The organism is Neobacillus sp. PS3-40, from assembly GCF_030915485.1.
Lineage (GTDB): Bacteria > Bacillota > Bacilli > Bacillales > Cytobacillaceae > JAUZPL01.
The window spans coordinates 302,116-328,804 of the sequence record NZ_CP133266.1; the positions used below are offsets into that span (position 1 = coordinate 302,116).

28 protein-coding genes, 1 pseudogene and 1 riboswitch are annotated in these 26,689 nt (G+C 34.6%); of the genes and pseudogenes, 7 read left to right on the plus strand and 22 right to left on the minus strand.

Translation table 11 applies throughout. From position 1 onward, the window contains the following. Window positions 1–567: 567 nt before the first annotated feature. From RCG20_RS01570 to RCG20_RS21720, 3 genes are all read right to left on the minus strand, one after another. On the minus strand, window positions 568–2,400 hold the full coding sequence (locus RCG20_RS01570; protein ID WP_308182485.1) for an APC family permease: 1,833 nt from the start codon (window positions 2,398–2,400) through the stop codon (window positions 568–570). 209 nt (window positions 2,401–2,609) lie between these two features. After that, entirely contained in the window at window positions 2,610–3,059 is a 450-nt protein-coding gene (locus tag RCG20_RS01575) for a hypothetical protein (RefSeq protein WP_308182486.1), read from the minus strand. Window positions 3,060–3,314: 255 nt separating this feature from the next. Next, window positions 3,315–3,459, minus strand: a riboswitch (cyclic di-AMP (ydaO/yuaA leader). Window positions 3,460–3,561: 102 nt separating this feature from the next. Next, the gene (locus RCG20_RS21720) at window positions 3,562–3,774 is read right to left on the minus strand and encodes a Na-translocating system protein MpsC family protein (protein WP_374120504.1); all 213 of its coding nucleotides are present in this window, start codon (window positions 3,772–3,774) and stop codon (window positions 3,562–3,564) included. 197 nt (window positions 3,775–3,971) lie between these two features. Between RCG20_RS21720 and RCG20_RS01585 the strand changes: the two genes are divergently transcribed. Next, entirely contained in the window at window positions 3,972–5,453 is a 1,482-nt protein-coding gene (locus tag RCG20_RS01585) for an ATP-binding protein (RefSeq protein WP_308182487.1), read from the plus strand. Then, window positions 5,443–6,147, plus strand: a complete 705-nt coding sequence (locus tag RCG20_RS01590) for a response regulator transcription factor (RefSeq protein WP_308182488.1) — start codon at window positions 5,443–5,445, stop codon at window positions 6,145–6,147. The genes RCG20_RS01585 and RCG20_RS01590 overlap by 11 nt, the downstream gene beginning before the upstream one ends. 370 nt (window positions 6,148–6,517) lie before the next feature. Here RCG20_RS01590 and RCG20_RS01595 read toward each other — a convergent pair whose 3' ends face one another. From RCG20_RS01595 to RCG20_RS01635, 9 genes are all read right to left on the minus strand, one after another. Next, window positions 6,518–6,946 (minus strand): hypothetical protein, encoded by a 429-nt coding sequence (locus RCG20_RS01595; protein ID WP_308182489.1) that lies wholly within the window; start codon window positions 6,944–6,946, stop codon window positions 6,518–6,520. A 943-nt stretch (window positions 6,947–7,889) separates the two neighbouring features. Continuing rightward, a complete protein-coding gene (locus tag RCG20_RS01600) occupies window positions 7,890–8,273 on the minus strand; it encodes a hypothetical protein (protein ID WP_308182490.1) in 384 nt (127 codons plus the stop codon). Window positions 8,274–8,619: 346 nt separating this feature from the next. After that, entirely contained in the window at window positions 8,620–8,829 is a 210-nt protein-coding gene (locus tag RCG20_RS01605; RefSeq protein WP_308182491.1) for a hypothetical protein, read from the minus strand. A gap of 61 nt (window positions 8,830–8,890) precedes the next feature. Continuing rightward, window positions 8,891–9,088 (minus strand): hypothetical protein, encoded by a 198-nt coding sequence (locus tag RCG20_RS01610; protein WP_308182492.1) that lies wholly within the window; start codon window positions 9,086–9,088, stop codon window positions 8,891–8,893. 124 nt (window positions 9,089–9,212) lie between these two features. Next, complete coding sequence (locus RCG20_RS01615; protein WP_308182493.1) at window positions 9,213–9,728, minus strand: hypothetical protein; 516 nt, start codon at window positions 9,726–9,728, stop codon at window positions 9,213–9,215. A gap of 329 nt (window positions 9,729–10,057) precedes the next feature. Then, on the minus strand, window positions 10,058–10,486 hold the full coding sequence (locus RCG20_RS01620; RefSeq protein WP_308182494.1) for a hypothetical protein: 429 nt from the start codon (window positions 10,484–10,486) through the stop codon (window positions 10,058–10,060). Between the two features lie 189 nt (window positions 10,487–10,675). Next, window positions 10,676–11,491, minus strand: coding sequence for a lipid II flippase Amj family protein (locus RCG20_RS01625; protein ID WP_308182495.1), 816 nt, complete (start codon window positions 11,489–11,491; stop codon window positions 10,676–10,678). A 176-nt stretch (window positions 11,492–11,667) separates the two neighbouring features. Then, on the minus strand, window positions 11,668–11,931 hold the full coding sequence (locus RCG20_RS01630; protein ID WP_308182496.1) for a hypothetical protein: 264 nt from the start codon (window positions 11,929–11,931) through the stop codon (window positions 11,668–11,670). A gap of 210 nt (window positions 11,932–12,141) precedes the next feature. Then, a complete protein-coding gene (locus tag RCG20_RS01635) occupies window positions 12,142–12,996 on the minus strand; it encodes a stalk domain-containing protein (protein WP_308182497.1) in 855 nt (284 codons plus the stop codon). Window positions 12,997–13,287: 291 nt separating this feature from the next. Here RCG20_RS01635 and RCG20_RS01640 point away from each other — a divergent pair, with 291 nt between their 5' ends. After that, window positions 13,288–13,818: a hypothetical protein gene (locus RCG20_RS01640; RefSeq protein WP_308182498.1), complete on the plus strand. Its 531-nt coding sequence runs from the start codon at window positions 13,288–13,290 to the stop codon at window positions 13,816–13,818. Window positions 13,819–13,964: 146 nt separating this feature from the next. Here the strand turns inward: RCG20_RS01640 and RCG20_RS01645 are convergent, their stop codons facing one another. The 9 genes and pseudogenes from RCG20_RS01645 to RCG20_RS01685 all read right to left on the minus strand — a co-directional run. Further along, window positions 13,965–14,405, minus strand: a complete 441-nt coding sequence (locus tag RCG20_RS01645) for a YybH family protein (protein ID WP_308182499.1) — start codon at window positions 14,403–14,405, stop codon at window positions 13,965–13,967. 120 nt (window positions 14,406–14,525) lie between these two features. Continuing rightward, window positions 14,526–14,657 carry a hypothetical protein gene (locus RCG20_RS01650; protein WP_308182500.1) on the minus strand — a complete coding sequence of 44 codons (132 nt, stop codon included), beginning with the start codon at window positions 14,655–14,657 and terminating at the stop codon, window positions 14,526–14,528. Window positions 14,658–15,178: 521 nt separating this feature from the next. Then, a complete protein-coding gene (locus tag RCG20_RS01655; RefSeq protein WP_308182501.1) occupies window positions 15,179–15,313 on the minus strand; it encodes a hypothetical protein in 135 nt (44 codons plus the stop codon). Window positions 15,314–15,521: 208 nt separating this feature from the next. After that, complete coding sequence (locus tag RCG20_RS01660; RefSeq protein WP_308182502.1) at window positions 15,522–16,436, minus strand: hypothetical protein; 915 nt, start codon at window positions 16,434–16,436, stop codon at window positions 15,522–15,524. Between the two features lie 436 nt (window positions 16,437–16,872). Further along, complete coding sequence (locus tag RCG20_RS01665) at window positions 16,873–17,724, minus strand: aldo/keto reductase (protein WP_308182503.1); 852 nt, start codon at window positions 17,722–17,724, stop codon at window positions 16,873–16,875. Between the two features lie 207 nt (window positions 17,725–17,931). Further along, window positions 17,932–18,333: a cupin domain-containing protein gene (locus tag RCG20_RS01670; protein ID WP_308182504.1), complete on the minus strand. Its 402-nt coding sequence runs from the start codon at window positions 18,331–18,333 to the stop codon at window positions 17,932–17,934. A gap of 60 nt (window positions 18,334–18,393) precedes the next feature. Continuing rightward, a complete protein-coding gene (locus tag RCG20_RS01675; protein ID WP_308182505.1) occupies window positions 18,394–19,149 on the minus strand; it encodes a carboxymuconolactone decarboxylase family protein in 756 nt (251 codons plus the stop codon). A gap of 60 nt (window positions 19,150–19,209) precedes the next feature. Beyond that, window positions 19,210–20,190: an aldo/keto reductase gene (locus tag RCG20_RS01680; protein ID WP_308182506.1), complete on the minus strand. Its 981-nt coding sequence runs from the start codon at window positions 20,188–20,190 to the stop codon at window positions 19,210–19,212. 53 nt (window positions 20,191–20,243) lie between these two features. Further along, window positions 20,244–20,876 (minus strand): annotated as a pseudogene (locus RCG20_RS01685) (NAD(P)-dependent alcohol dehydrogenase); the annotation flags it as partial. Between the two features lie 178 nt (window positions 20,877–21,054). Here RCG20_RS01685 and RCG20_RS01690 point away from each other — a divergent pair. The 4 genes from RCG20_RS01690 to RCG20_RS01705 all read left to right on the plus strand — a co-directional run bounded on the left by RCG20_RS01690 (window position 21,055) and on the right by RCG20_RS01705 (window position 24,011). Then, window positions 21,055–21,600 carry a TetR/AcrR family transcriptional regulator gene (locus RCG20_RS01690; protein ID WP_308182507.1) on the plus strand — a complete coding sequence of 182 codons (546 nt, stop codon included), beginning with the start codon at window positions 21,055–21,057 and terminating at the stop codon, window positions 21,598–21,600. Between the two features lie 425 nt (window positions 21,601–22,025). Next, window positions 22,026–22,619 (plus strand): YdeI/OmpD-associated family protein, encoded by a 594-nt coding sequence (locus RCG20_RS01695; protein ID WP_308182508.1) that lies wholly within the window; start codon window positions 22,026–22,028, stop codon window positions 22,617–22,619. 237 nt (window positions 22,620–22,856) lie between these two features. Further along, window positions 22,857–23,084, plus strand: coding sequence for an acyl carrier protein (acpP, locus tag RCG20_RS01700; protein ID WP_308182509.1), 228 nt, complete (start codon window positions 22,857–22,859; stop codon window positions 23,082–23,084). Between the two features lie 447 nt (window positions 23,085–23,531). Next, window positions 23,532–24,011 (plus strand): hypothetical protein, encoded by a 480-nt coding sequence (locus RCG20_RS01705; protein WP_308182510.1) that lies wholly within the window; start codon window positions 23,532–23,534, stop codon window positions 24,009–24,011. A gap of 257 nt (window positions 24,012–24,268) precedes the next feature. Here the strand turns inward: RCG20_RS01705 and RCG20_RS01710 are convergent, their stop codons facing one another. Beyond that, window positions 24,269–26,641, minus strand: a complete 2,373-nt coding sequence (locus RCG20_RS01710; protein ID WP_308182511.1) for a polyprenyl synthetase family protein — start codon at window positions 26,639–26,641, stop codon at window positions 24,269–24,271. Window positions 26,642–26,689 lie beyond the last annotated feature (48 nt).

Below are 26,689 nucleotides of genomic sequence, written 5' to 3' on the forward strand. Positions count from 1 at the left end.
TTTTAATGATAACTGAAATAACTAAATCAAAATATGAACCTTTATTTAACTAAACTGTCCGTTACTTCAATAAGAAAAAAGCATTACCGTTGTAAAAGTATCGCACCCGTTACTTTAAGTACAATCCTTCACAAATTAGATATATTCTTTAATTAGGAATAGCGGATACTAACACCGGTTTTTTTATTGGATTGAGCTTTGAATAAAAAAGGACCTAATTGGCCCCATACTTGTTTATTACCTTGTTAAATTTTTATCGCCATTAGTGATTCTTGAAAAGTTTCTATTGATAACAACTGAATCTTCACTGAAGAAAAATTTGATCCAACATAGGAGAAAGTTGATCGCTCTTTAGACAATTTTCACAAATTATCAACACGGGTGATTCCGATTCATTTGAATTTTCTTTGTTGTCATTTCCACAAACGCTACAAAACTGCTCCTCCATTTTCTTCACTCCTTATTATTTTATATTCATTATTTTTCCCATCTGCCCCCTTTTAAACATTAAATAATAAAAAAAGTCCAATGGATTTCATTGGACTTTATTACTCCTTATATCTATAATCAATCATTTAAATGAAACGGGACAGTCGAAACTACAACATCTTTTCTTTTTAAAAGCAGGGTACGAATACGGAAAGCTGATTGATTGTGCAATAGGCGATGCCACCATTTATGAGTAATAAATTCAGGTAATAGCACAGTTATTTTCTTTTCCTCACCGTAACGATGCTCAACACGTCCTATAAATTCAATTAATGGCTTTACTAATGTACGGTAACGTGAAACCACCACAACTAATCGAACGCCCGGATTCCATTGTCCCCATCTTTCTTCCATCTTTTTAGCATCTTCAGGAGAAAAGGCAACATAAAAAGCTACAACATTAGGGGTGAGAGATTTTGCATACGCGATGGTTGATAATACAACTTTATGAATACCTGCAACAGGAACGATAATTACTGTTTCCGTAATCGGTATGGGTTCCGTTAATTCCACTCTTAATTGCTTACCTACATTATCATAGTGTTTGCTAATATTTGTAATTAACCATAATAATAAAGGCGAAATGACTATTACAATCCATGCCCCTTCTTCAAATTTCGTGATACTAAAAATAATGACTACACAAAAAGTTACAAAAGCACCAACGCCATTAATAATTGATTTCCGTTTCCATCCTTTAGACCTCTCTCTACTCCACTTCAAAACAAGACCTAATTGTGCCATAGTAAAAGATAGAAAAACACCAATAGCATAAAGTGGAATTAATGCATCGGTTCTGCCTTGGAAAACAATGAGTAAAATACTTGCCAAAATTCCTAGAGTAATGATTCCAAAATTAAAAGCTAAACGATCTCCCCGATTACTAAACATTCGGGGCATATTTTTATCCTGTGCCATAATAGAAGCTAAAATCGGAAATCCATTAAAACTTGTATTAGCAGCTAGTGTTAAGATGGCCATCGTAGCAAACTGAATAACATAATAAAATCCCCCCCGCCCAAAGGCATCTTCAGCAACCATAGATAAAACCGATTTGGCTCCAGTTGGGTCCGGATGAATATCATAAGTTCGCGAAAGTAACGTTACACCACCGAAAATGACAGCTAATAAAATTCCCAATGTCACCATCGTTCGTTTTGCATTTTTTTGAGAGGGATTCTTAAAATGAGGTACAGCATTGGAAATAGCCTCAATTCCCGTAACAGCCGAACAACCCGAAGAAAATGCTTTTAATAAAACAAACCAAGTCAAGCCGGCTGGTAATCCAGTAGGAACAGAAACAGGGTGAGTGGGATGACCCACACCAGTTAACCAGTCAAAAAGACCTTTTCCCACAAGGGTTATCATACAAAAAATAAATAAGTAAGTAGGTAAGGAAAATACGTTTCCAGATTCAGATGTTCCTCTTAAATTCATCCAGACCATGAACCAAGTAAATATTAATCCGATAGGAACAACATATGGAACAGCATCATGATAAGCTGAAGTAATCGCCATAACACCTGCAGAAATGGAAACGGCCACCGTTAACGTGTAGTCAATAAGAAGAGAAACACCGGCTAGACGTCCCCAGATCATTCCTAAGTTTTCTTTGGCGACCATGTAGGCTCCACCGCCCTGAGGATAGGCATCAATTACTTGTCTGTAACTGATAATCAAGATTGTAATTAATAGAACAATTGAAATAGCAATGGGGATAGAAAAAGTGAATGCAAAAGCTCCAACAGTTGCAAGTTCCAGTATAATCATTTCGGTTCCATATGCCACCGAAGAAAGAGCATCCGATGAAAGAATCGGTAATGCTTTCCACATTGGCATTTTTTGGGCTTCTGCTTCGCTTGACTTTAATGGGCGACCCAGAACAAGCCTTTTTATTTGTTGAGAAGTCATTTTCTTTCCTCCGTAAAAAATTATAGGGTTATTGTTCCCTAAAATAAAATTTAAAATGAATAAAAAGACCTCTGAAGTTACATTGCCTTATTTTTTTAAAAATTTTATTTCTGCTAACCCTTCAGTTTGTAAATGAATGTTGTGTTCAGTATTAATTAAATTTAAAATTTTTTTAATATCATTTTGGTCTTCGCATACTTTTATATGTTCTATCCAAATGGAATACCGTTTTTTTGTATGCAAGTAAGAATCATGGGATAATTTGTGCTTGATTTTAAAACATACCATCCTTTCCTTAAATCTTTCCAAGGTTTTCTCACCATGAAAAAAAAGTGTAACCTTCTTCTTTTTGACCAATTTTCTTTATCTTGTTCTATCCTGATCGTTTGATATACTTCCTTTACCTCCGTTTGTTGAGATTCAATTATGTCTGTAAATCCGGTATCTTTTAAAGCACGATGAATATCGTTCTCATTGTCCGCAAACCAGTAGCCTAAAATATACTTTCTTTCATTTACTAATTTCCAAACCGCCCCGAATATTCGATATCTCATTGTATGAATATCAAGGTATCCTTTCTGTACCCCAAAATAAGTCGGGATAGTGCTCTCTAAATAAAAAATTTCATTACCAATATTCATATAAGAAGATTGACTCAATGGTAGTTCCCCCAAAAAATACGTTTTGAACGAGTATTTTTAATCAATAAATTTATCTTTTCCCGTTATTTATTTGACTTTACCCGATTAAATCCAAAATGTTATTTTTTATATAGTTAGGTTTCGACCGAAACATTCATACTCTTTTTTCTATATTCCCTCTTTCTTAATAAAAATAATAAAGAGACCGTCTTTTCAATCAAACTGCCTTTTTGCAAAAAACAAAAAAAGGCCCCTGAAATTAGGCGGTCTTTAGACCTCCCTCGCTTTAGCCGACGAAGTTAGCTGACGGGTAGGATGGCGAAAGAGTATCTCATCCTTTCTACAACTTGTAGAATTAACCCCGGAAAAATTGGTTCCTCCGTTCCTGAGTTTCCTCAGAATTAAGCCGATAATATGAATTTTTTATTATGGAGTGATTGTAAGCTTGTATATATCCTTGTGAATAACGTTTTTTGCTAACTATCTTTTCATGTTATTTCTATCTCATTTTCGTTTTTTTTTATATTTTCCAATAAGCATACCCACTATACATTTCTCGGAGCACTTGGTGCATGTTTCCACTAGTTTTCTTCCTTGAACGTTGGCAACAAGATGCCCAGGTTAGAACACCTTTAAATCGTATAATGACCATATCCCCTACGATGTAGGCTTTTGCTTCTTGCGAGCTTCGTCCAATTAACTTTCTTTGAAGCTTTATAAAAGCTTCGCTCAAATCGGCTTCCACCTTCTTTTTTTGAATTCCATTATTACTAGTGCCCCCCTATTTCAAATAAATCTAAATGTATTTTAAGATCGTTTAAATAAGAAATAAAGTTAAGATGTTGTTAATTTTTTTGTTAATCGATTCATTTTATAATTTTAATATAATATTATAAGATAAATAGTATCAAAACATGAAGGATGATATTAATGAAGCAAATGAAACATATCACACGGAACAGCGGTGTGATGGTCATGATCATGATATTAATTACTTTCCTTTCTTTATTCTTTAAAAATATTGGAATAACTGAAACCAATATAATCATTACTTTCATATTAGGTGTTTTGCTAGTTTCAAAATTTACAGAAGGTTATATGTATGGAATAATTGCATCATTAATTGGGGTATTGGATTTTAATTTCTTTTTTACAATGCCTTATTACTCACTCACTGCTTATCGACCGGACTATCCCGTAACATTTGCTATTATGTTGATTGCAGCGATCATCACAAGTACATTGACGACAAAGGTGAAAAAAGAGGCAAGTTTATCATCATTTCGTGAAAAACAAACACAAATTCTTTATCAGATCAGTAAAAATTTTCTCCAAGCACCAGATTTTGACCAAATTTTAGAAATTGGTGCGAAGAAGATTTTTGAGTCCATTAATCATTCTGTTTTCATTACTGTGTTAAAATCATCGAATGGATTGAGTGAACCTTGCATCTTAAAAACAGATGAGAATGAACAAATGTTTTATAATTGCGATGAAATAAGACAAACAATCCAAACAAATAAATCTTTAGAAACAAAGAATATAATCTATTTTCCGATTAAAGGACTTGACGAGAGTCTCGGGGTAATAGGGATTACCTGCTTGAATTCTTCTTTAACCATAGAGCAAAAAAGTTTTGTCGAAGCCATTTCTATGCAACTTGCGCTTGCAATGGAACGTGAAAAAATTTCGAAAAAACAACATAAAGCCCAGGTTGAAATGGAAAGAGAAAAACTTCGAGGTAATCTTCTTCGTGCAATATCACATGATTTGCGTACACCTTTAACAGGAATTTTAGGATCTACAACTACTTTACTCGAACACGGAGAAACACTTGAAAAAGATGTGAATAGACAATTACTAGTTGATATTTTTGAAGATTCTAAATGGCTTATCCATTCTGTCGAAAACATATTAAGCATTACCCGGATGGATGATGGTAAAGTTTCAATTAATAAAAATATTGAATTATTGGAGGAAGTCGTTAGTGAGGCAGTATTAAGAATAAAAAAACTTGACATTCACCATGAAATAAAAATAACCATCCCAGACAAACCTATTATGATTCCAATGGATGGAATATTAATTAAACAAGTATTGATAAACTTGCTTGATAATGCAATTAAATATACGCCTCACCATTCCATTATTAAAGTAAATGGCTTTCTTAAAGATGATTTTGTTTATTTCGAAGTAATTGATAATGGAAATGGCATACCCGATGAAAATCTGCCTTTGATCTTTAACAGATTTTTCACTACTTCTTCAAGGCGTGGCATCGGGTTAGGTCTTGCAATCTGTAAATCTATTATTACCGCTCACGGTGGAGTAATTTCAGCTTTAAATAATGAAAATGGTGGAGCAACTTTTCGATTTAAATTACCATTAAAGGATGATACACATGGAAAATAAACCTGCAATTCTAGTGGTTGAAGATGACAAATCGATTAAAAATTTTATTTGTGTTTCATTAAATGCAAATGGTTATAAATACATTGAAACAGATTCGGGCAAAAACGCTATTTCTTTAGCAGCATCCCATCGTCCAGAAATCATTATTCTGGATTTAGGGCTTCCAGATATTGATGGGATTGATGTGATTACCGAATTAAGAAAATTAACAAAAGCCCCTATCGTTGTTGTATCGGCGCGAGGACAAGAAAAAGAAAAAGTGCGGGCTTTAGATTCTGGTGCAGATGATTATTTAACAAAACCTTTTAGTTTGCCGGAACTGCTCGCACGACTGAGGGTGGCTTTACGTCATTTAATTCCTACTAGTATCTCTAATCAACATGAATTGAATTCAATGTTTACTGTCGGAGAATTGAAAATTGATTATGAAAGACGCCATGTTTTTTTATCTAGTGATGAAATTCATTTAACGCCTTTGGAATATAAATTATTGGTCTTGATGGCAAAACATGCAGGAAAGGTATTAACACATAAATTCATTCTACGGGAGATCTGGGGTGATACGAATGGGAGTGATACATTGTCACTCCGAGTCTTTATGGCAAACATGCGAAGAAAAATTGAAAAAGAACCAGCTCAACCAAGATATTTGTTAACCGAAGTCGGAGTAGGTTACCGACTAGCTGATGAATAAAAAAATGACGCAACAAGCGTCTTTTTTTGTCAGGACACGACTTTTTTTGTTCTCCACGGTCGAAGATATGGTCATTACTCGGTTCAAATGAGTAATTGACTACTGAATAGAAGCATCTTGTTAGCTATCACAAAGGAAAAATATTGGTAAAAAAAACGAGACACGCTGCCGATAAGAGCTAGGAATTTTGTTAAGTGAACAGGACCTGAATGGTCCTATTTTTCGCTTATTGTGTTAACCTGACCTTTAGTTCAATAAGAAAAAAAACCACCAAAATGGCAGCTAATCTTCAACTATTGCCCCCGTTTAGTTGAAGTCATTTGTTCACAAACTTAAATGCTTTTGATATTTAATCGTATCGAAAAAGAATCTAAGAAAGTTTTGAGTTGCTCTTTATCCAGGTTATTGCTATTGCTGTTCCACAACCAAGCCCTAAACCCATCAAACCATACTGGCAGTAACTTTTTTTAAGCTCACCTTTTCTAATATCTTCTCTTTCGGCTTTATCTTCTGCTGTATCATACATATGAATTACTGTTTCTGTTCTTTGTTTCATTCCATATCTAATGGTTTTTGATAAGTCTTTTCCTAAATCATTTACTAAATCCTCTATGTTTTCTTTTAGATTTTCACCGTATTGCTCTTTAGTTGTACCATTAACCCCAGTTGCCTTTTTATTAGGTAACTCATGATGACATTGAACTAGTGATTGCTCATTTATTAAATGTGCAAGAGATGTAAATTTCATTTTAGGATCAGATTTTGCTAATTCTGCTATCCTTAGTAGTTTTGTTTCCATTTATTATCCCTACCAAGCGTTTGGCTTCCTCACTTATTATCGCTTGTACACCATACTCTTCTAAAAGAAAAGACCGGTAGGGTCTCCCGAGTTGCCGTATCATATCAATGTGTAACGTGCCAAGGTCTCTGACCCCAGAGAGGTTTCATTCTTCTTGCCATACGAATAATGAAATGTTGCTTTCTACTGCAGGTAAAGCATCAGCCCTCTCGATTTACTAACATTATGGGGCTCAATCCCTTCAACCAATTGGCTTTCGGCCCGTCACCTAACTGTCTACGCTTAAAGACTAAAGTTACCTTTAGCCCTCCAAGACTCGCTACGAGCGAATGGCTAGTTCTTACTCGACGGGAATCCCACCCGTTATATGATACGGCCTATGCTCGGCCGCACACCTGCCCCGTTAGCTGAATAAGAAAAATGCTTTACCCCTGTTGAAGTAAAGCACCCGTAGTTAGCTGAATAAGAACAGGCTTAATAGTAAATAAACAGGCTGTTTTCGTAAATAATGTTTTTTACATAAAAAATAAATTGATAGAATTTGCAGAAAAGTTATATTATGGAAATACATATATGAAGGAGGCATAGGAAAGGAAAATAATTTAATTTCATTGTCTATTTTTAGTTTAGCAATTTGTTTTGTTATTGGTAGTTGGTTAATATCTAATAGTTTAAGTGGTGAAAATAATAAACAGATAAAACAAAACAATTATCTTCGCTTCAACTGATAATATATCGCCTTGTAGTATGAAATTTTTAATTTCCATTTCTTTACATCATCTTTAAACAGTTTAACGTAACCTGTCCCGTTAATTGAATAAACAAGAGATTCTACCTATTCTATATACCTATATTGTTCAAATTTAAGGTTCAATGCTTTTCCAAAACACAACCCTAATCCTATAAATCCTTTGCCTTTTGCAGTTATTAAAATACTTATATACTAGTCTCTATACCCAAATCCAATCACATGATGTGAATTTATGTCTGCAAAAACTCCAATACCACCTAATACTGCACTTCCTGTAGGAAAATCTACTAGATAAACTTCCTTTCCAATAAATGCTTTGTCCTTAATGTTTCCCATTCCCTCATGCAGTGTTAATTTTTGAACAGTTGCATCCTTCCAAGATCCTTCTATCTGTTCTTTTACTTTATCTTGGAGTTGGTTCCAAACCGCCTCTCTGACATCTAATGCCTCTAACTTATTACTTTTTGCTTCTTTCGCATTATGTTGTACTCTTCCGTTTGATGATTGCTGTTGGCAACCATTAAGTACAAAAGATAAAAGGATAACAGACAGAACAAGTAGAGTACACTTTTTCACTCATTTTTCACCTCCAACTATATTTTTCCTTTTCCAAACTTCGATCTTACTTATGAATCCTCCTCGGTTACTTAATTAAATCCTTTTTTCACAAAACTGACCGTTAGCCATCCATGGTGCACAATATCAATGCAGCACCACAGAGAATGAAAAGTTAGGAAGCGTCAATACTGATACTGACCTTAATCCATGGAATTATTAATTAATGCTTTCATCTTTTTTTTAACGATTGAGCAGGGCCTTGTCATTTTTCTATTCTTGAAGAAACTTATTTTCATGGTAGTATTGTAGAACGCACCCATTGTGAAAAATATTGCTGATTATTCATAAACAATTGGAAATTTTTTTAACTGTTTATTTTAGTAAAAATCACTACAATTAATAGAACTACGGAAGTTAATAGAAAAAGGAGTGTTGCAAGAGAACTCATTATAGCAATCGAAGTCATTCCGTCCATTTCATCTGGTGCACTGAAATAATTTGCTATCTGCCAGGTGATTAGACAAAAAATAAACAACATTATCGAAATAATAAAATATTTATATTTCTTTAACAAAATACCTCTCTCCTCCCGCATTTTATTACCTAAATTTTACCACAAACATACTAATTCTTCTTCAACAATCTTGACTGTTAGTAAAATAAAAAAGGATCGCCACCGGCAACCCTCCTGCTAGACTCTTGCTACCAGTTACTTTAAGAATTTCCCCTAGACCTTCTTTAATAAACGTATCAGCTATTACTAATCTAAAAAAAAAATTCAATTCTTTTATGTCATCAATTCTTGGTCTTCTTATCTCCACTTTAAGTACCACAAAATTCCTCCTCACTCTAGTTGGAGCCATATTTATTTACGGAATACGTTTGCGACATTGTTGTAGCAGCAAGTAAATTTAATGTACATGAGGAACCTATTCCTTGGTAGTTGAAAAAATATCACTAATTATTAAATTTAATTAAATTACCTATATTGAACTTTTTTGTAATTATTTTTCCTTCTTTGGTTACCCAAGATACTATAACAATTTTAGATCTTAACGCTTTTCTTAATTCATCATTGCTTAATCCTTTTGAGTAATAAACAAATTCATTTTTATAAAGTGCAAATTTTTCCCCTTTGTTATCCTGTTCACCTGCTGTACCATTTAAAACCCGCACTTTATCAATTGTATTAATAACCTTTACTAATTCTTCTGAACTTGGGATAACAATTTTTCGAGAAGTTACTTCATTTGATTGCTTGATATCTAAATTAAATGTAAATTTTCTAAAGTCCTCAATGGTAGGGCTATCAAAAGCTTTAGCATTAATTTCATTGAATTCATTTTTACTTACCTTTGAAATTTTTGCTTCAATAGTTAATTTTGTTTCCTGATTTTTACTGCAAGCAACAATTGGTAAAAGCATTAATGCAAAAAAAAGAATAAGGATATATCGTAGTAAGTATTTTCTCATTTTAAATTTCACCCCTAAATTCAATAATGATCATAATTCTATAAAACAATTATATTCCAAATTTTAGAGTAAAAGTGATGATAGTATTCCTACATTCTGGACATTTCCTTTTCCTTGTTACTTCTTATTGAAATTTAAAATTGAAGTATGGCATAACCATTTAACGTAAACGTCAAAGTTAAAGATAGTTCCATGTATAAATTAACCTTGCCATTAGTCGAAAAAGAAAAAGTCACCAAATTGGCTGCCGGATCTTCAACTCTTGCACCGACTTGAACAAGTTCGATTCTAAATATGGTGCTACCAATTAAAGGTAACACCTTTTTCCGTTACTTATGTTCATAATCTATTACTTCTACTTTAAAACCATGACTACATCCAATTTTAGGGCTGTCACAGGATGGTGAAACTCTAATTTTAACTAAGTCTTCTGCATATTCCAATGGAATTTTACTATTGTCAGGAACTCTTAGCCTTACGGAAATATCATAAGAATGATTGTTGTTATAAACAATACCAACAATTCTATGTGACTCCCAGCCAAAAGTGGCAGAATCTTTACCTGGATATTCTTTCATCACTCGTTTATCAATAGATGGAAAAATAATATCTCTAATAATATCCTCTGGTGTGACGTACCAGTCTTCTGCAAATGGTTTAATTTCCTTTGGCTCTGGAGGTTTAGCATTAGCTATGTTTCCTATGACAAACATTAATGAAATAGTGATCAGGACAATCATCTTCTTCGTGATGCTCACTCCCAAACCTTTTTATAGTTAGATTTCGCATCTTCAAATAATATTATCCTCAACAACTAATAACCCGAATCTTTAACCGAGTTGTTTAGCAATTTCGAATAAGACAAAAGTTGGTGAAACAAGAAAAGCTGCCCTAATGACAGCTTCAATCTTAAACCCTTGCACTCGTTTCTTGAATAAGAATACTCATTAAATCCATTTGGCAAACCAAGCTACATAATATGCAGCTGGAATAAACAATAGTTGAGCAAGAATTGTACCTACTAATTTCGAACTAATCATCGTCAAAGAGTAACTCTTTAAGTAAATATAATCACTTTGTTTTTTCATTACTCTATCAGCTAATATGGAAGCTTTAGGATCAATAAACAATGTTAATAAAATAGTTGCTATACCATTTATTATCCCAGATGACATCAAGGCAGCCTGAGCATAATCTTTTGGAACTAACATTGATGCATACATAGAAGCAAGCACCCCAATAGTAAATACAGCAGAAATGATGACATTAATAACAAAGAGACGTTTGGGAACGTTTTTTAAGGTAATTCCTTTTAGGTATGTAAATCTTGGAAGTCTAAAACACATAAAAACCTTTTTAACGCTATTTCGATTAAATTGATTAATAAATAGTGCTATTACAGAACCACGTTGATTTGATAATTGGACAATGGCTCTTGAAAAAATATTGATGAATGTGGGAAAAAGAAGTATTCCAAACAATGCCCCAATAGATGTTACGCCAATTAAAATTCTATACTGTTCCTCTATATAATTTAATTTGTTTAATTTCGGAGCCTCTGCAATAAGTTTTGCTGTTAGAGGTTGTTGTATCATTGTAGAAAACCTCGAAACAATCACTAATGTACTAAACAAAGATAAGGCAGTTGCAATTAATTTCACCCTTGCACCTGAAATTCTAGTAGAATAAGCTAAAGTCTCAATCATTGTTATTATCAATAAAAATAAAGCTATAATAATTACTTTACCTGTAATTAGTTCCATAAAAAGCTCCTTAGAAAATTCTTTATAGCTGAATTATAACCTAAATTTTATGATTTGAAATTATTCAGAAGAAACACCTACCATAATAGTTCCATTTCTTCTTCAACTCTTGCATCCTATAGTTGAACAAGAGATACTAATTTCTAAGATCTAACCAATCATTTTTTTCTAATTTATTAACTTATATTTAAAAATTTATAAAGAGTTAGGGCAATTATTAAAAGACCAAATCCAAATATGATACCCCCTGCTACTAAGAAGTTATTTATATTGCTTTTTACTATAATGTGGTAATATCTAGTATCCGCTCCACCTTGACTAACCAACCAAGATTCCGCTAATGATGTTCCAAAATTGACGCTAAAAAAAATCATTACAAGTCCACCTAATCCACATAAAAAACCAACAATGCTAAAATTGATTAGATTTTCTTTTGTCATTACACAGCCCCCTCTACATCCTAATATTAACATATTATTCCATAAAATATTAAGGAAACCTTATTGAATTAACCCGAAACAAGAAAAGGGCTGCCGTAGCAAACCCTCTTCTTATGCTCTCACACCCGTAAAGTTGCGGGGTTCGCCTAATCAATTAGAAACCAAAAGGTTTTTGTACTTAGGAATCTCGTAACTTCAGTAATGAGAGGTTCAATGAAAAGAACTCTCCACTATAAAATCTGGACGTTTTTTTAGGTATTCTATCTTTCTTGCTTGGTACATATTATCCTTGAATTGATAGGTAATAAGAATTCCACCTACTGTTGATGGAGTAAGTTGGCCGCTCATATAAACCACTAGTTTGTTTTTATATACAGAAAAATCAATCGTCTCATGTTTTAAGCATTTATAAAAAGGAGCATTTGTTTTTTTCTTACCAATCGTTATCTCAACTTGGTCATTCGATACCTTTTTTGTTTTTACATTCTTATTGATGATTGCCTCTGGATTATCAATTAACATTTCCTCATAAAATTCTTGACCATTTATTTTCGTTTTCTGTAGTACATGTGCTTCAGTAATCGTTATTCCTGTACCATGTCCAGTTGTTAAAATGATGACTAACTCTTCTTTTCCCTCCTGGTTAATATCTTCGAAAAATAACCTCGGACCAAATGCAGGAGTATCAGAATTTCTCCAGTAAGGGAACCATCTGGTTTCTCCATCCATCTCCAATCTAAATTTTTCTAAATTCCCTTCTCTTTTTGTTGCATAAAGAGTAGCCTTTGCTTTCTTTAGCGTGGCAACAACTTCCGATTGAGGTTCTCCTTTATTTGAAATATGAACCGTCTTCTTTTCCTCATCGTATTCGACATTCAGTTTAAGTTCACTACTTATCGCATCAATAGAAACGAAGGGAAGTCCTTCTATGATCCGTACAATGGGAGGAGCGCCATAAATGGGATGCCCATTCACAAACACCTTTAAAGGAGTCGTAGCGGATGCAACAGGAACAATGGTAATTAATAACAAAAAAAATACGGTTAAAAACCATTTTCTTTTCATTCAATCAACTGCCTTTTGGGTATATATTTATTTTGTTTATTTTCCCCAAGCTAACCCTTTACTAGCAAAAAATAATTAACATGACTGTTACTTGTTTAAGGATAAACGATCCATCGTTATTGAAGGATCGTACCCGTTTGTTTAAGTACAATTTTTCACGAATTTCATTCATATTCAACCTAAAAAATAAGCAAGGAAATATTTACATATTTTAACATATATGCTAAAATATTATTGAGTAAAAAGTTTTTTAGTAAAATATACTTTACCTAATAAAGGAGGTTAGGAAATATGAGTCTTTTGGATATTTATTTGCAAAAAAACAGCAAGAAACGCTACGATGTTTTTAAAGAAACTGGAATTAGTCAACAAATGCTGTCAAGTGTAAACAAAAAGAATGTTAGCAGTTATTCAGTTAAAACCATTCAAGCAATCGCGAAAACAGTTAAAAAAAGTGGCGGAACTGTCTTAGATGAACTACTTCAGTTGGAGAACGAAAATGCATACTTTGAGGTTTTTAATTCTGAAGATTTGCTGTTTGCCTTTAAAAATAAGGAGTCATCTATTTTAATTAAGGGAGAATACAAAAACCAGCTAGAGGAATTGGCTAAATCACAGCTTTCGGAATCAGAAACACTAGGATTCGAATTAGGTTCTGCCGGAACTTTAACTATATTAGCAGAAGTAATTTATCAATTACTTAATTTGTTTAGTAGCAAAGATGAAGAACAAAGGATTATTGAAAGTCAAATTCGTAAATACAAATATAAAAAAATAAATGATAATGAGTTTCTTTTGTATTTACGACAATTAGATTATTAATGATGTTAATGATTATTAATAGACAAGGAGCTACATCCCGCAGCTCCTTGTTCAACTCTAACCCCTGTAACTTCATGAAGCAAAAAAGCAATTTTATCTATTCCGAGGGGAGATTAAAATAAGAAGACTCTTATTTGAGGATGGTCTTACGTATAGTTAAAAATTCCCTTCCCAGTCTCTATATTTATCGGTAAGGATGAATGTTCGTGTATAATGGTCCAAAGTTCATTTTCTTTTTTTAAACAGAAGGTGAATCTATTAGTCGTCTGACGAAGTTTCTCATCCGATTGGTTGTAAGCTGAGAACTTAACGGAACAATGAACAATAGCGATATTCAAAGTTTCCTCCATTACTAAATCAGTAAAATCTACTTTGAGTAAAACACCTTCCTCTGATAAACCATTAAACCATTCTTTAACCATTTGCCGCCATTGGGTAATACCTATGCACTCCCAGTTATCCCAACAATCAAAAATATGAATTTCAGAATGGTATGAAGATAAAAATCTCTCAACATCTTTCTCGTAAATTGCAGATTTGTAATTATCCAAAATGTCCTGAACATTGATAAACCGAGCGTTCAACATTATTTCGTCTCCTTACTTGTTTAATTTTATTATTATAAATTTTGTAACCATTATTTTTTCCTTCTTAAACTAACCTTTCCTTTAGTGGAACAAGAGAAATATATTAGTAGGTGCTTGATATTAACCAAATAGAGAAATACCCGTTTTATACCCTGCTTCAATGGATTCAATTAATAGATAAACAAGCAAAATTAAAGTCACAATCCTTGATGTGTTTGGGTAACGGTTAAACAATAATTTTATTAACTCCATCTTACACTCTCCTTTTTTGCCTTTGTCTGTAACATGATACATTTGATCTACTCAATAAAATTTCGTCAGAATCATCTGAATTCCTTTTATACAACTCCTCATTTACGGATATATTTTTGAATACCTGAGGATAACGACACATAGCATATGTGGTAATAAGCCCCACTAAAGAGATACCTGCCATTGCGGTATTGACCTATTCTTAGGTAGATAAACTCTAATCAGCCTATCTTGTTTGAAGGAAGTCATATATATAGGAAATATTTCTAACAAGATAATCCCTCCTTTACTATCACTTCTTAAACACACCAAATATACCTTCTCCAAAATGGTAAAGTATTACTGCCATTTTTAAAATCATTTACTGACCTTCCTACAGAACAAAAACCATCTTCTTTGCTTCACTAAACTAGCCACATCAAAATTCAACTGATTATGTATTTGTTTCACCACATATTTCCCCATATGTATCCCTGCAAATAATGCACACTTAATTTTTGAATTCATTTTATAAAAAAGTCCTATAGAAAATCTAAAAGGTCACCTAACCATTTTAATGAAGGTAGAGGTTTCTTTTTTTCTATGAATTCTGGATGGTGGTGAGCTGGAACATTGGAAATCTCATCGTTCTTTTCGTTTTTTTCCATCTCTATCATTTTGACCATCCTCTCTTTTTACTGCATTTTATTTTCATCATAAATCCAAGTATAATAAACTATCAAAAATATAATCAGGGTTAAGAATGCAAAATTATATCCTATTTTTGGATAAGAAAATATATAATACAAACATATTAGAAATGCGGGTGGCATTGGGAACCAATACTGCTTATTTTTAATTGTTTCAAAATAATTTTGTACTATTTTACTCCACACCATTTGTATTAAATAGATAACCAGTTGTACGGGTTCCTTCAAAACTCTCCTGTGTGATATTTCCTTGTTTATTTCCTTGTTCTCCAGTTTTCTTCATAGCAAAGGTTGTAATCTCATAACCTTCAATTGGTAGCTGCTCTTTATTAATTGAATGTATTTCTCCATTCTCTACTATGAAAAGAGAATGAACATCAACCGCAAATTCAATTGCATAAGAAACACTTTCACCGCTACTTCGAATGACATAGTAAGGAAATTTGCCTTTATCTTGCGTAATGTCTTTTATATCAAGTGTTTTAAGATTTTCAAAGAAATGACCAGCATCGATTAGGTAGTCATATTGAAGCCACGTATCAAGTTGACTCTTCGTAACACGATACCTCTTGTTATCGACATCATAATTAATTTGATAGTGAGTATATCGGTCATTTTGATGAGATAACAGTTGCCAATTAAGTTCTTTAATTGAACCATCTTTAACATAGTCCACTTCAAAATCCTCGAGTTTTAATGTATTGTTTTCAATTTTCAATTTTTCCTTAATCAATTTAAAGTCACTCTGAAAATCCATTGAATAGACTGAATCGATTTCATGTTCAATAAAGTGGGGCCGACTCTCCCATTCTTGAATGGCAACAGGTAGGATCCAATGGACAAGAACAAATGCAACGACACCATAGATTGCAGCTATACGTTTTACATGTTCATTTAATTTAGGCCGGAAAAATAACAGATACATTACAAAGCCAAGTGGAAGTGAAATTTGATTAAGGTTTAAAGCAAAGGAACCTAATATAAAGTACCCTATTACCTTTAACGGAAAATAAGATTCTTCCTCGTTCTTTTTCCTTATCAAGATTAGGAAAATAACAATTAAGATAATTGTATATATAATAGATGCCATCCCAACACCCCTTATTTTATATTTACAAAAAAAGCACCTCAGATAAAATCACCTTGTATTTGCAACGCATTTATAATTATCTATATTTTACCATTATTCTCACAGTCTGGGATTTTTTTATCCCTCAATTCTTAATAGGGATCATTTTTCTTTGAAATTTTTATATTTGCCCTAAATAACGGCATTTTTTCTATTTTTAGATTTAACATATGTCGGACAATTGAGAGGTCATTATGCCATACCTTGTCAGAAGTTGAGAACACTCATGACTGAAGCAACGAGTGCTCTCAGCTAAAAGAAAACTCGACGACTGGCTAGCCCCTAAGGGTGATAGCAGAAGCGTAGCTGTTCTTATGCGCTAGCAGAATTTATGGACATAAATTCTGCTTAGAAAAAAAGTGCCAATCGAAAATATCGATTAGCACTGTAATTGTGATTAAATATCAAGTTTACGGGTTCCGATCCATTTCACAATTTCAGGATCGTTATGGGAAAAGAAAGCACTCTGTTTCGAATCTAGAGTAACAATCGTCTCCATATCCTCCCCGCTTAATTCAAAGTCAAAGATATTGAAGTTTTCGATGATTCTTTCCCTATGAACTGACTTTGGAATGACGACGACTCCCCTTTGTGTCAACCAACGTAAAATTATCTGAGCAACGGATTTTTCATATTTTTTAGCAAGGGACACTAAAACTTCATTTTGGAACATGTTATTTCTTCCTTCAGCAAAAGGTCCCCAAGACTCAATCTGAACATTATTTTCTATCATAAATTCAGCACTTTCGATTTGCTGGCAGAAAGGATGTGTTTCCACCTGGTTTACAGCGGGAGTTACGCCATTATGGATAATCAAATCAATTAGACGATCCATCTGGAAGTTGCTAACTCCGATTGCCCGGATTATTCCCTCATTGTACAACTCCTCCATCGCACGCCAAGAACCGTGTACATCACCAAAGGGCTGATGAATTAAATACAAATCTAAATAATCCAGTTGCATCCTTTCCAGTGATCTTTTGAAGGCTTTCTTTGTCTTCTCATAACCGGTATCCTGAACCCAGAGTTTCGTTGTAATAAACAAATCCTCTCTTGGCACGCCACTTCGCTTAATGGCTCTGCCGACTGCCTCTTCATTAAGATAAGAAGCAGCTGTGTCAATCAAACGATAGCCTGCCCTAATCGCGTTATAAACACTCTCTTCACATTCATTTGTATCTTGAATTTGATAAACTCCAAAGCCAAGTATGGGCATCTCAACACCATTGTTCAAAATCACTTTTTGCATTTGAAATCCTCCCTTTTTTTAGCCATTCATTTTCCCCTTACTTTACTATTGTTGGCATCATTAAATATATTTTTATTAGAAGTGTGTTTCATTAAAATCATCTTTAGATAAAACATGATTAAGGCTATCTATTTGTTCCCTAATAGATTTTGGTCAGCTATTTAAAAAATTTCGAGGATGACCATTTATTGTTATTTCTCTAGTAGCTTAGTTTTCTATTTTGTTATACCATTCATCATCGACAGGTTCTAACCATTCAGTTTCTCCTGGTGTCATTGCTAAGTGTACAAACCAACTGTCTTTTGTCGCACCATGCCAATGTTTCACATTCGGCGGAATATTCGCCACCTCGCCCGTTTTGAGTAAACGAGCTGGTTTTCCCTCTTCTTGATACCAACCTTTTCCACCAGTAACTAACAAAACTTGCCCAACTTTGTGTGAGTGCCAGCTATTACGAGCTCCTGGAGCAAAGGTTACATTCCCGATTGATGTATTAAGTGGCGCTGGATCAGTAAACACCATTTGTAAGTATGCATCACCGATAAAGTTTGCTTCAACTTTCTTTCCTAATGGAAAGATTATGCTATTGCTTAATTGTTCATTTGCCATATTTTAATTCCTACTTTCTTTTAATTTATCTCTAATAGTTCGAGAAGAGTATTCCAGATACTACTCCGGTATTACTTCATTTAAACAACTAATTGCATTTAACGTTCTCGGATACCCTACATATGGTACTAAATTTGTAACTACATTTAGCAATGTTTGCTTATCATTTCCGATATTTACATTTGCTCGTATGTGACCTTTTAATTGAGCCTCACATCCGCCTAATGAAAGAAGCCTCGAAAAGGTCAAAAGTTCTCTAATCTTTAGATCAATTCCTTTTCTTGTTAAATAATCACCAAAGCAATTCGCAGATAAATATTTTTGGATATGCTTCTGATTTTCAGGAGATTCCCTATCCATTTTATCGATCAGTTCCGCTCCAACTATCGACTTTTGTACTTCTAATCCTTTTTCAAATCGTGTCTCTGGTGTAGTGGTGGATTTGCCCTCCAATGGCAGCTTTATTCCTTTGCTTTGCAAGATTTCATTTGTGGCATGGATAAAATCAAATACTTTTGCAATCCCGATGTAGGGAACAGCTTGATAGACAATTTCCTTCACTTCAATAGGAGTTACACCAACATTAAGTGCACCTTCAAGCATTACTTTATATTCACTTAATGTTTGGCTTGCAATCATCGATGCTAAAACTACCATTAACCTAATTCTTGTATCCAAATGTGCATCGCTAAGGACTTCATCAAATGCAAAGTTATCAAATACTTCGATAAGTTCTGGATCCGTTTCTTTTAAAGTAGATTTATGATTTGGAAACAATTCTTCATGGTTTTTGTTTGCTCCTTCACTTATACGCACAATTAATCCTCCCTGTTAATTGAGAGTGGGCTGCATTTATACAGCCCACCACAAACTATTTTAATCTAAACCAAGTACTGGGTGCGGCACATACGGCTCTTCCATGTAGGCAATTTCTTCAGATGTTAACTTAATGGATAGAGCAGCTGCTGCATCTTCAAGGTGAGATGCTTTCGTAGATCCGACGATTGGAGATGTGATAGAATCTTTTTGCAGCACCCAAGAAAGGGCGATTTGAGCTCTTGAAACACCTCGTTTTTCGGCCACTTCTGCAACTCTTTCAACCACTTGTCGGTCTGACTCAGAAGTTGCTGGATAAAACTTTTGCCCAACTGCTTCTTTTTCCCAACGAGCAGTTGATTCTTCCCAATTACGAGCCAATTTACCTTTCGCAAGGGGACTCCAAGGGATGACGGCAATTTTTTCTTCCTTGCAGAGTGGAAGCATTTCTCTTTCCTCTTCTCGGTATAAGAGGTTAAAATGATTCTGCATCGACACAAACTTGGTCCATCCATTTTTCTCCGCAATATTGTTTGCTTTCAAAAACTGCCATGACATCATGGAAGAAGCCCCAATGTATCTTGCCTTTCCAGCCTTCATCACATCATGGAGTGCCTCCATTGTTTCTTCAATCGGTGTGCCGTAATCCCAGCGGTGGATTTGGTACAGATCTACATAATCTGTTCCTAGTCGTGTAAGACTTTTATCAATTTCGCTCATAATATGCTTTCGGGAAAGGCCTTTACCATTTGGACCTTCATGCATCGGGAAATAAACCTTTGTCGCAAGGACAATTTCATCCCGATTTGCAAACTCTCGGAGAACTTTCCCGACAATTTCCTCACTTGTTCCTTCTGAATAAAAATTAGCCGTATCGAAAAAGTTGATACCTAACTCAAGAGCTTTTTTAATAATAGGGCGGCTTTCTCCTTCACCAAGTGTCCATTTTGGATAGCCTCGGTCAGTTTCACCAAAGCTCATGCAGCCAAGAGTAAGCCGAGATACATCTAATCCTGTATTTCCAAATTTCACATATTCCATTTCATTTTTCCTCCCTTTTCAGTTGCTTGAGTAACAACAAAGCATCTTTCAAGTTACAGAGTAGACATATCAATAACAAATCGATAACGAACATCACTACGGAGAACACGCTCATATGCTTCGTCAACTTGGTCTGCGCGAATTACTTCAATCTTAGGGGCAATACCATGTAGTGCGGAGAAATCGAGCATCTCTTGTGTTTCCCTAATTCCACCACCGTTTGAAGCAGCTATACTACGGCGACCAGCGAATAGAGAGAAAACATTGTACTGATCTGGCTTGTTTGGTAGACCGACATTTACTAGTGTTCCATCTACGTTAAGAATTGATAGATACGCATCAACGTTAATATTTGCAGACACTGTATTTAATATAAGGTCAAATCGACCAGCCAACTCAGTAAACGTAGCAGGATCACTTGTGCATAATAATGATCTGCTCCAAAACCAAAGGCTTCATCTTTTATTCATTGTCTGACTTAGGACAGTAACTTCAGCACCCATGGTATGTGCAAATTGCACTGCAAGGTGGCCGAGACCTCCCATTCCTACAATCGCAACCATCTTACCAGGGCCGACATTCCAATGTTTCAAAGGAGAGTACGTGGTAATACCTGCACACAATAGCGGGCTTGCCACATCCAGATCCAAGCCGTCAGGTATACAGACAATAAACTTGTCCTTTACATAATTGGTTTTTCTAACAACTTGTTAATAATAGACGTTGATACTTTAATAAACATCTGTCTATAATTATAAATAAGAAACAGATTCATTCAATTGTTAAATGAACGCAATTTGTTTATTAGTGAACATATAAGGGATTTTTGTTCATTATTTATCAGAAAGTTTGGTGACCCGAACAATGACTAAAGTGGATAGAAGAATCGCTAAAAGCCAAGAAGCTATTAAAAAAGCATTGATTGAACTAATGTCTGAAAAAAACTTTGATGACATTACGATACAGGATATTTCCGACCGGGCAAATGTTAGTCGTGGAACAATCTATCTTCATTATGTAGATAAATTTGACCTTTTGGATAAACTTATAGAGGAACATATAAGCAAAATGGGGGAAATATGCGAAGCAGTATCTGAAGCAGAATATATAGAAGCGAATCTGCCCTGGTTTGAATACTTGAAAAAGCATTATTTTTTCTTTTCAACGATGTTAGCAAGTAAAGGAGCCCCTTCTTTTCGTAAACAGTTTGTTGAGTTTCTCATCGAAGAGTTCAAGAATGAAGTGGATACATTGAAAGGAAAAAACCAAGGTTTAAATCATGATATTATTCTTCAATTTATTGTAAGTTCATATGTGGGAATAGTGGAATGGTGGATCATGAATGGAATGCCATATCCACCTCACGTCATGGCAGAACAGGTTGGAATGTTGTTAGAGAGGAATCTCTAATGGGCATTTGAATGATGATGAATAGTAAAAGAAGAAACATTATCTCTACCTAAACTAAAAAGGATAGACTATCTCTATCCTTTTGTTATCATTTTAAATAAAAATTTTTCTTTAAAGTTCAAAAATTTGTCTTCAAGTGCTTAAAACTTATCAGTCATAATGAGTATTCGGTGCATTTTTGTCATTCTTATATATTTAAACGATTGCTTTATCTACTGGATCTCTTAGTCTATTTATTCATGCCATTTTTTACGTTTCACATCATTTAGTATCGGCTTCGTTTATTGTTTTTGCATTTACAGTTGTGATAGACATTAAAAAGCCATTCCAACCAAAATAACTCTAAAAAAATCAGTGATATAATTGTATTAGACCGAAAGATAGTAACGAATGAAGTTAATTTATAAACTATGAGGTGCCCTTTGATGACAAATAGTAGAATGAATCCTAAGGTTGATGAATATTTAAGTAAAGTTAAAAAATGGCAGGAAGAATCCGAGAAATTGAGAATGATCATTCTTGACTGTGAACTGACCGAAGAATTTAAGTGGATGCATCCTTGTTACACGTTTGAGAAAAAGAACATAGTTTTAATACATGGATTTAAGGAATATTGTGCGCTTTTGTTTCACAAAGGTGCCTTGTTACAGGATGCCCATGGGATTCTAATCCAACAAACGGAGAATGTTCAAGCAGCGCGCCAGATTCGGTTCACCAATGTTCAAGAAATAGTTGAGATGGAAACCATCTTGAAATCCTATATTTATGAAGCCATTGAAGTTGAAAAAGCCGGTTTGGAAATGAATTTTAAAAAGAATACAGAATTCATTATTCCTGAAGAACTTCAAAAAAAATTCGATGAAATTCCTGCCTTAAAAACTGCTTTTGAAGCGTTGACGCCGGGACGGCAACGAGCATACATTCTTCATTTTTCTAGTCCCAAACAATCCAAAACTCGAGAGTCTAGGATTGAAAAATGTATGCAGCAAATTCTGGGTGGAAAGGGATTAAATGATTAGTACGTTTCTATTGAAATATCCATTTAGACCAAAAGCTACTTTAATCGCTACGCTTTATCATAAGAAAGGCGGTTAGCCAAAAATATGCCCTGCCGCCCATTATCCATATAAGGATTAGTTAACAGAGTGAGCCGACTTGCATTTGGTCAAAGCTGGGTATTGGTAATACTTTTATGTTTCACGTTCTGAATTGGGCTGTTATAATGATGCAGATGATATACTTAGGAGGATTTCGCCATGACCACATTTGAAAAGTTAAAGCCTATAATTGCAGACCAACTCGGAGTCAAACTAGAGAATGTAAAACCGGAAGCATCTTTCAAGGATGACTTCGAGGCTGATTCGCTTGATATGATGAACATGACGATGAAAATTGAAGATGAATTCGCAATTGAAATTAGTGACAAAGTCGCAGCGACGCTTCAAACGGTCGGTGATGTTGTAAACTATATTAAAAACCGTTAAGGCCGATAAGCCTGGCGTAAGTGAACACTTGACCGCGGGTGAACGTATTGCTGACGGCATCCGCAAAACATATTTCATATACGCCCTTTGCTGAATAACTCATTTATATTTCTTTTTAATTCTAAAGCATTATCATATACATAGGCTATTCCAATACTATTTACAGAACATCATCAAGATCTTATTCAATTGTGTTCCATTAAGCCCTTTTGTTCTACTCTCCTTCTTTCCTCAAAATATCAGTTAGATCTTCACCTGCTTCAATCTTCATAAGGAATTATGGATTCATCACCTATCAAAAAGAATTAGCTACTTGGTGCACTACTGTTATTTCAGTAGTGCACTTTTCATCTTCAAGTAACGGATCGGGTTAATTGAACATGGAATAAATAAAATGAATTTTACTCGGGAATGATATACACATACAATTCAAAGGGGTCGGATTAAATGAAGAAAAAGGAAATATTTTCATTAGCTATGATAATCATTCCCTGGCTTTCTGTTCTGTTCATGGATAGGAAGTCATTCTTAAGGTATTTACCTGTGGCATGTTTTGTTAATTTATTTATAAGTGTCTTTAGTGTCATCAGCAATAAGAAAAGATGGTGGATAAATAAAAATCCATTCTCCCCAGGGAGTGTAGATTTTTCATACATTTTAGGACCATATTTTGTTGCAACGCTATGGATATTTAAACTAACTTACGGTAATTTTTTCAAATATTTCATTGTCAATGTGCTTCTAAATATTCTTAATGCTTTTCCTATGGGTTCAGCATGGGAAAAGGTTGGTGTATTTAAATTTAAAAAAATTAATCATACTATCTGGTACTTTATTTGTATATTCTTGGCGATTATTATTTACGGTTATCAATACATTATTGAAAAAACAATTGTGAATGAAAATAAGCTAAATTCAGAGATATAATATCCATCGCTGCGGAACACTCTTGTTAAGCTACCATGCATGTACGTAGTTTTCTTGCATTTACTGTGGTGAAGCTCTGTACGTTTATATAAATTCAATTAAAGCATTGTTATTTCAAAAAAAATAGCATACCAATTTGGATCTAATCGGAATGCTATTTTTATCTGCTATTTATAATGTTTTTCCACAGAATCGGAACTACTTACCTTGGGAGGTAAGCCTCTTTTAGTCTTACGAGAACCTTATTTACCGATAAATTAATGGTCACGATTCACAATATAATTCAATAATTGCTTCAGAAAAGGGGTATTGCACGACACTTCTTGCAACCCTTCTATTGCAAGACAATAATGCTCCCACATCTCTTTTCTTGCGCCATCAGGACCCAGGATTGAAACAAAAGTTGAATTGTTGTTTTCAGCATCATTTCCAATAGGTTTACCAAGTATAATTAGATCTCCTTCAACATCTAGCAGATCATCCTTAATCTGAAACGCTATGCCGGCATGATAAGCAAATTTTTTCAAAGCTTCAATCTCCGACTCCTTCGTATGGGCAAGAATCGCGGGCATTATGAGAGAAGCTTCGAATGCTATACCGGTTTTATAAAAGCACATCCTATTCAATTGGTCCAGTGTTAATTGTTTCCCTTTGGAATACAAGTCCATCACTTGTCCCTTGCACATAACCTCTATCGTTTGAGCCGTATATCGAATCAAGTTAAGCACCGTTTTCGAATCAAATTGGTCGAGGGATGCCTGTTCCTCTATAGCTTTTTGGGTAAGAAAGAGGCCAGTTAATTCTGCTATACCAATGTTATATATCTTATGCAGGGTTGGACGCCCCCTACGAGTTGGCGAATTATCCTGGGATGGGAGATCATCAAAGATTAGGGACGCAGTATGCATATATTCTAATGCTCTCAGGAGTGGCACGATTGATGACTCATTTAATCCATACTCGTTTACGCCCATGACCCAGGTTATTATCGGCCTCAGTCGCTTTCCATCACCTGCCAGACTATAATTTGCTGCATCAATGATGGGATCTTTTATCATGGAGACATTCTGGTTTTTAGAAATGCTTAAGATGCTATTGATCTGATTGCGGATAGATTCGATCGTATCTAAAAAGGTTTCCTGCTCCCTCCGTTCGTTTTTCAAAATGGTAATCACATGGTCCCGAAGTAGTTTATCAAAGAAATCCACATCATCCACTTTTTGAACCATATTTTGGATGACACGATTGAATTTCGGATTTCCAGTGGCAAACAGTTCCATAACCTCAGAGTATTTTTTGGTTCCCCATCGTTCTTTAAATCTTTTCAGTCCATTTATAGCTCGGTCCAGTAACAAATCACAGGTCTTAGCATCGGAGTGATACACGTTATGGATCAGATTGGCGATGACCGCCCAGTATAATTCAAAGGGATTTATAAGATCGGGACGCTCCTCATGATATTTTATATAATAGGTATAGGGTGTTACCGCGCCGTCCTTCATGTCATCAAACATATCTGCAAAATCATCCGCAAGCTGGTTGTAAATCCCATAAAAGAATGTTCGACTGTCAATACCCTCATCCTCAGGTGCACGAATTACAGAGCGAACAATTAATCGGGAAGAGGAGGATTTTAAAATAATCGGTATAAAAAGCTCTTCATTGGTGTAATTTGCATTGGAAAGATCCTTTACACGGTCCACTTCCTGTGAATTAAAAAACACATACGACTGCTCGAAAAAATGTTTTCTTGTTTCTGGTTGCTGATAGTTATTTATATACAGAAAGGCATCTCGGAGTTCAGAATGAATAAATCGGATTAGTTCTTTATTTTTTCCCTTCCACTTGCCCCAGTCCGGCACTGATCCAGTAATAAGGGTGGTACGTATTAAATCGGAATATTGCTTTTTCTCTTCAACAGATAAAACTTCAGCATCTAGAAGATCGTCAATGAATGGATAGGTCAGACCATAGGAATAGCCAAGTCGAATCGCTTCATCAAGTTTTTGGATACGTTCTTCTGGCAATACCTCATTCCCCATCTCTTCAAGCACGTGCATAATGACTCCGACAATAATTTTTATAAGCTTTCGCTGGGCTTGATCAACATCCATCTCCTTCGGAATATGAAAGGATACATTCTTCAGTTTGTTTAACAACCAGATAATCGTTAATTCAATGCCTTCCTTTTGGCCCAACCGATACAGCCCGTCCAGGTTAAACGCCCCTGTTTTGTCTCCTTGGTCTTTTGTCAGGTAATTTTTTAAACGAGCCACTATACGACGAATCCTAGCAAGGACAACAGGTGAGTCCAGGTTTTTGCCCAGATCCCGCATGAAAATATAGGAGATGCTTCGATCTAGGTAATTGTCTAATTTACCTGTGTAATGAAGCCAATGGATATAATTGTGATAACTCTGAGGATCCGTTTTTCCCTTTTTACGCGAAAAAATGGATAATAATGAATGATGATGGATATGGTTGTGTTTCCATGATTGTATATCTTTTGTTAGGGTAGGAACATAGGTCTTTTGGGAGACCTGCGCATAAAGTGATTGAAAATATTGAGCGGCCTTCTGCTCAGCCAGCCGATAGCATGCATCTGCATTTTTTATAAACTCCTCATTCATAACAATACATACCTCTACTTTGTGTCCTAATATATATTTTCCAATATA

Bases quoted from the DNA above. Each gene is read 5' to 3' on its own strand.
- RCG20_RS01655 (WP_308182501.1), bottom strand. From the start codon at position 15,313: ATGATAGAGATGGAAAAAAACGAAAAGAACGATGAGATTTCCAATGTT.
- RCG20_RS01650 (WP_308182500.1), bottom strand. From the start codon at position 14,657: ATGGAGTTAATAAAATTATTGTTTAACCGTTACCCAAACACATCAAGG.
- RCG20_RS01645 (WP_308182499.1), bottom strand. From the start codon at position 14,405: ATGTTGAACGCTCGGTTTATCAATGTTCAGGACATTTTGGATAATTAC.
- RCG20_RS01625 (WP_308182495.1), bottom strand. From the start codon at position 11,491: ATGGAACTAATTACAGGTAAAGTAATTATTATAGCTTTATTTTTATTG.
- acpP (WP_308182509.1), top strand. From the start codon at position 22,857: ATGACCACATTTGAAAAGTTAAAGCCTATAATTGCAGACCAACTCGGA.
- RCG20_RS01585 (WP_308182487.1), top strand. From the start codon at position 3,972: ATGAAGCAAATGAAACATATCACACGGAACAGCGGTGTGATGGTCATG.
- RCG20_RS01665 (WP_308182503.1), bottom strand. From the start codon at position 17,724: ATGCAAAAAGTGATTTTGAACAATGGTGTTGAGATGCCCATACTTGGC.
- RCG20_RS01630 (WP_308182496.1), bottom strand. From the start codon at position 11,931: ATGACAAAAGAAAATCTAATCAATTTTAGCATTGTTGGTTTTTTATGT.
- RCG20_RS01570 (WP_308182485.1), bottom strand. From the start codon at position 2,400: ATGACTTCTCAACAAATAAAAAGGCTTGTTCTGGGTCGCCCATTAAAG.
- RCG20_RS01595 (WP_308182489.1), bottom strand. From the start codon at position 6,946: ATGGAAACAAAACTACTAAGGATAGCAGAATTAGCAAAATCTGATCCT.
- RCG20_RS01690 (WP_308182507.1), top strand. From the start codon at position 21,055: ATGACTAAAGTGGATAGAAGAATCGCTAAAAGCCAAGAAGCTATTAAA.
- RCG20_RS01705 (WP_308182510.1), top strand. From the start codon at position 23,532: ATGAAGAAAAAGGAAATATTTTCATTAGCTATGATAATCATTCCCTGG.
- RCG20_RS01680 (WP_308182506.1), bottom strand. From the start codon at position 20,190: ATGGAATATGTGAAATTTGGAAATACAGGATTAGATGTATCTCGGCTT.
- RCG20_RS01640 (WP_308182498.1), top strand. From the start codon at position 13,288: ATGAGTCTTTTGGATATTTATTTGCAAAAAAACAGCAAGAAACGCTAC.
- RCG20_RS01615 (WP_308182493.1), bottom strand. From the start codon at position 9,728: ATGAGAAAATACTTACTACGATATATCCTTATTCTTTTTTTTGCATTA.
- RCG20_RS01590 (WP_308182488.1), top strand. From the start codon at position 5,443: ATGGAAAATAAACCTGCAATTCTAGTGGTTGAAGATGACAAATCGATT.
- RCG20_RS01635 (WP_308182497.1), bottom strand. From the start codon at position 12,996: ATGAAAAGAAAATGGTTTTTAACCGTATTTTTTTTGTTATTAATTACC.
- RCG20_RS01660 (WP_308182502.1), bottom strand. From the start codon at position 16,436: ATGGCATCTATTATATATACAATTATCTTAATTGTTATTTTCCTAATC.
- RCG20_RS01670 (WP_308182504.1), bottom strand. From the start codon at position 18,333: ATGGCAAATGAACAATTAAGCAATAGCATAATCTTTCCATTAGGAAAG.
- RCG20_RS01695 (WP_308182508.1), top strand. From the start codon at position 22,026: ATGACAAATAGTAGAATGAATCCTAAGGTTGATGAATATTTAAGTAAA.
- RCG20_RS01710 (WP_308182511.1), bottom strand. From the start codon at position 26,641: ATGAATGAGGAGTTTATAAAAAATGCAGATGCATGCTATCGGCTGGCT.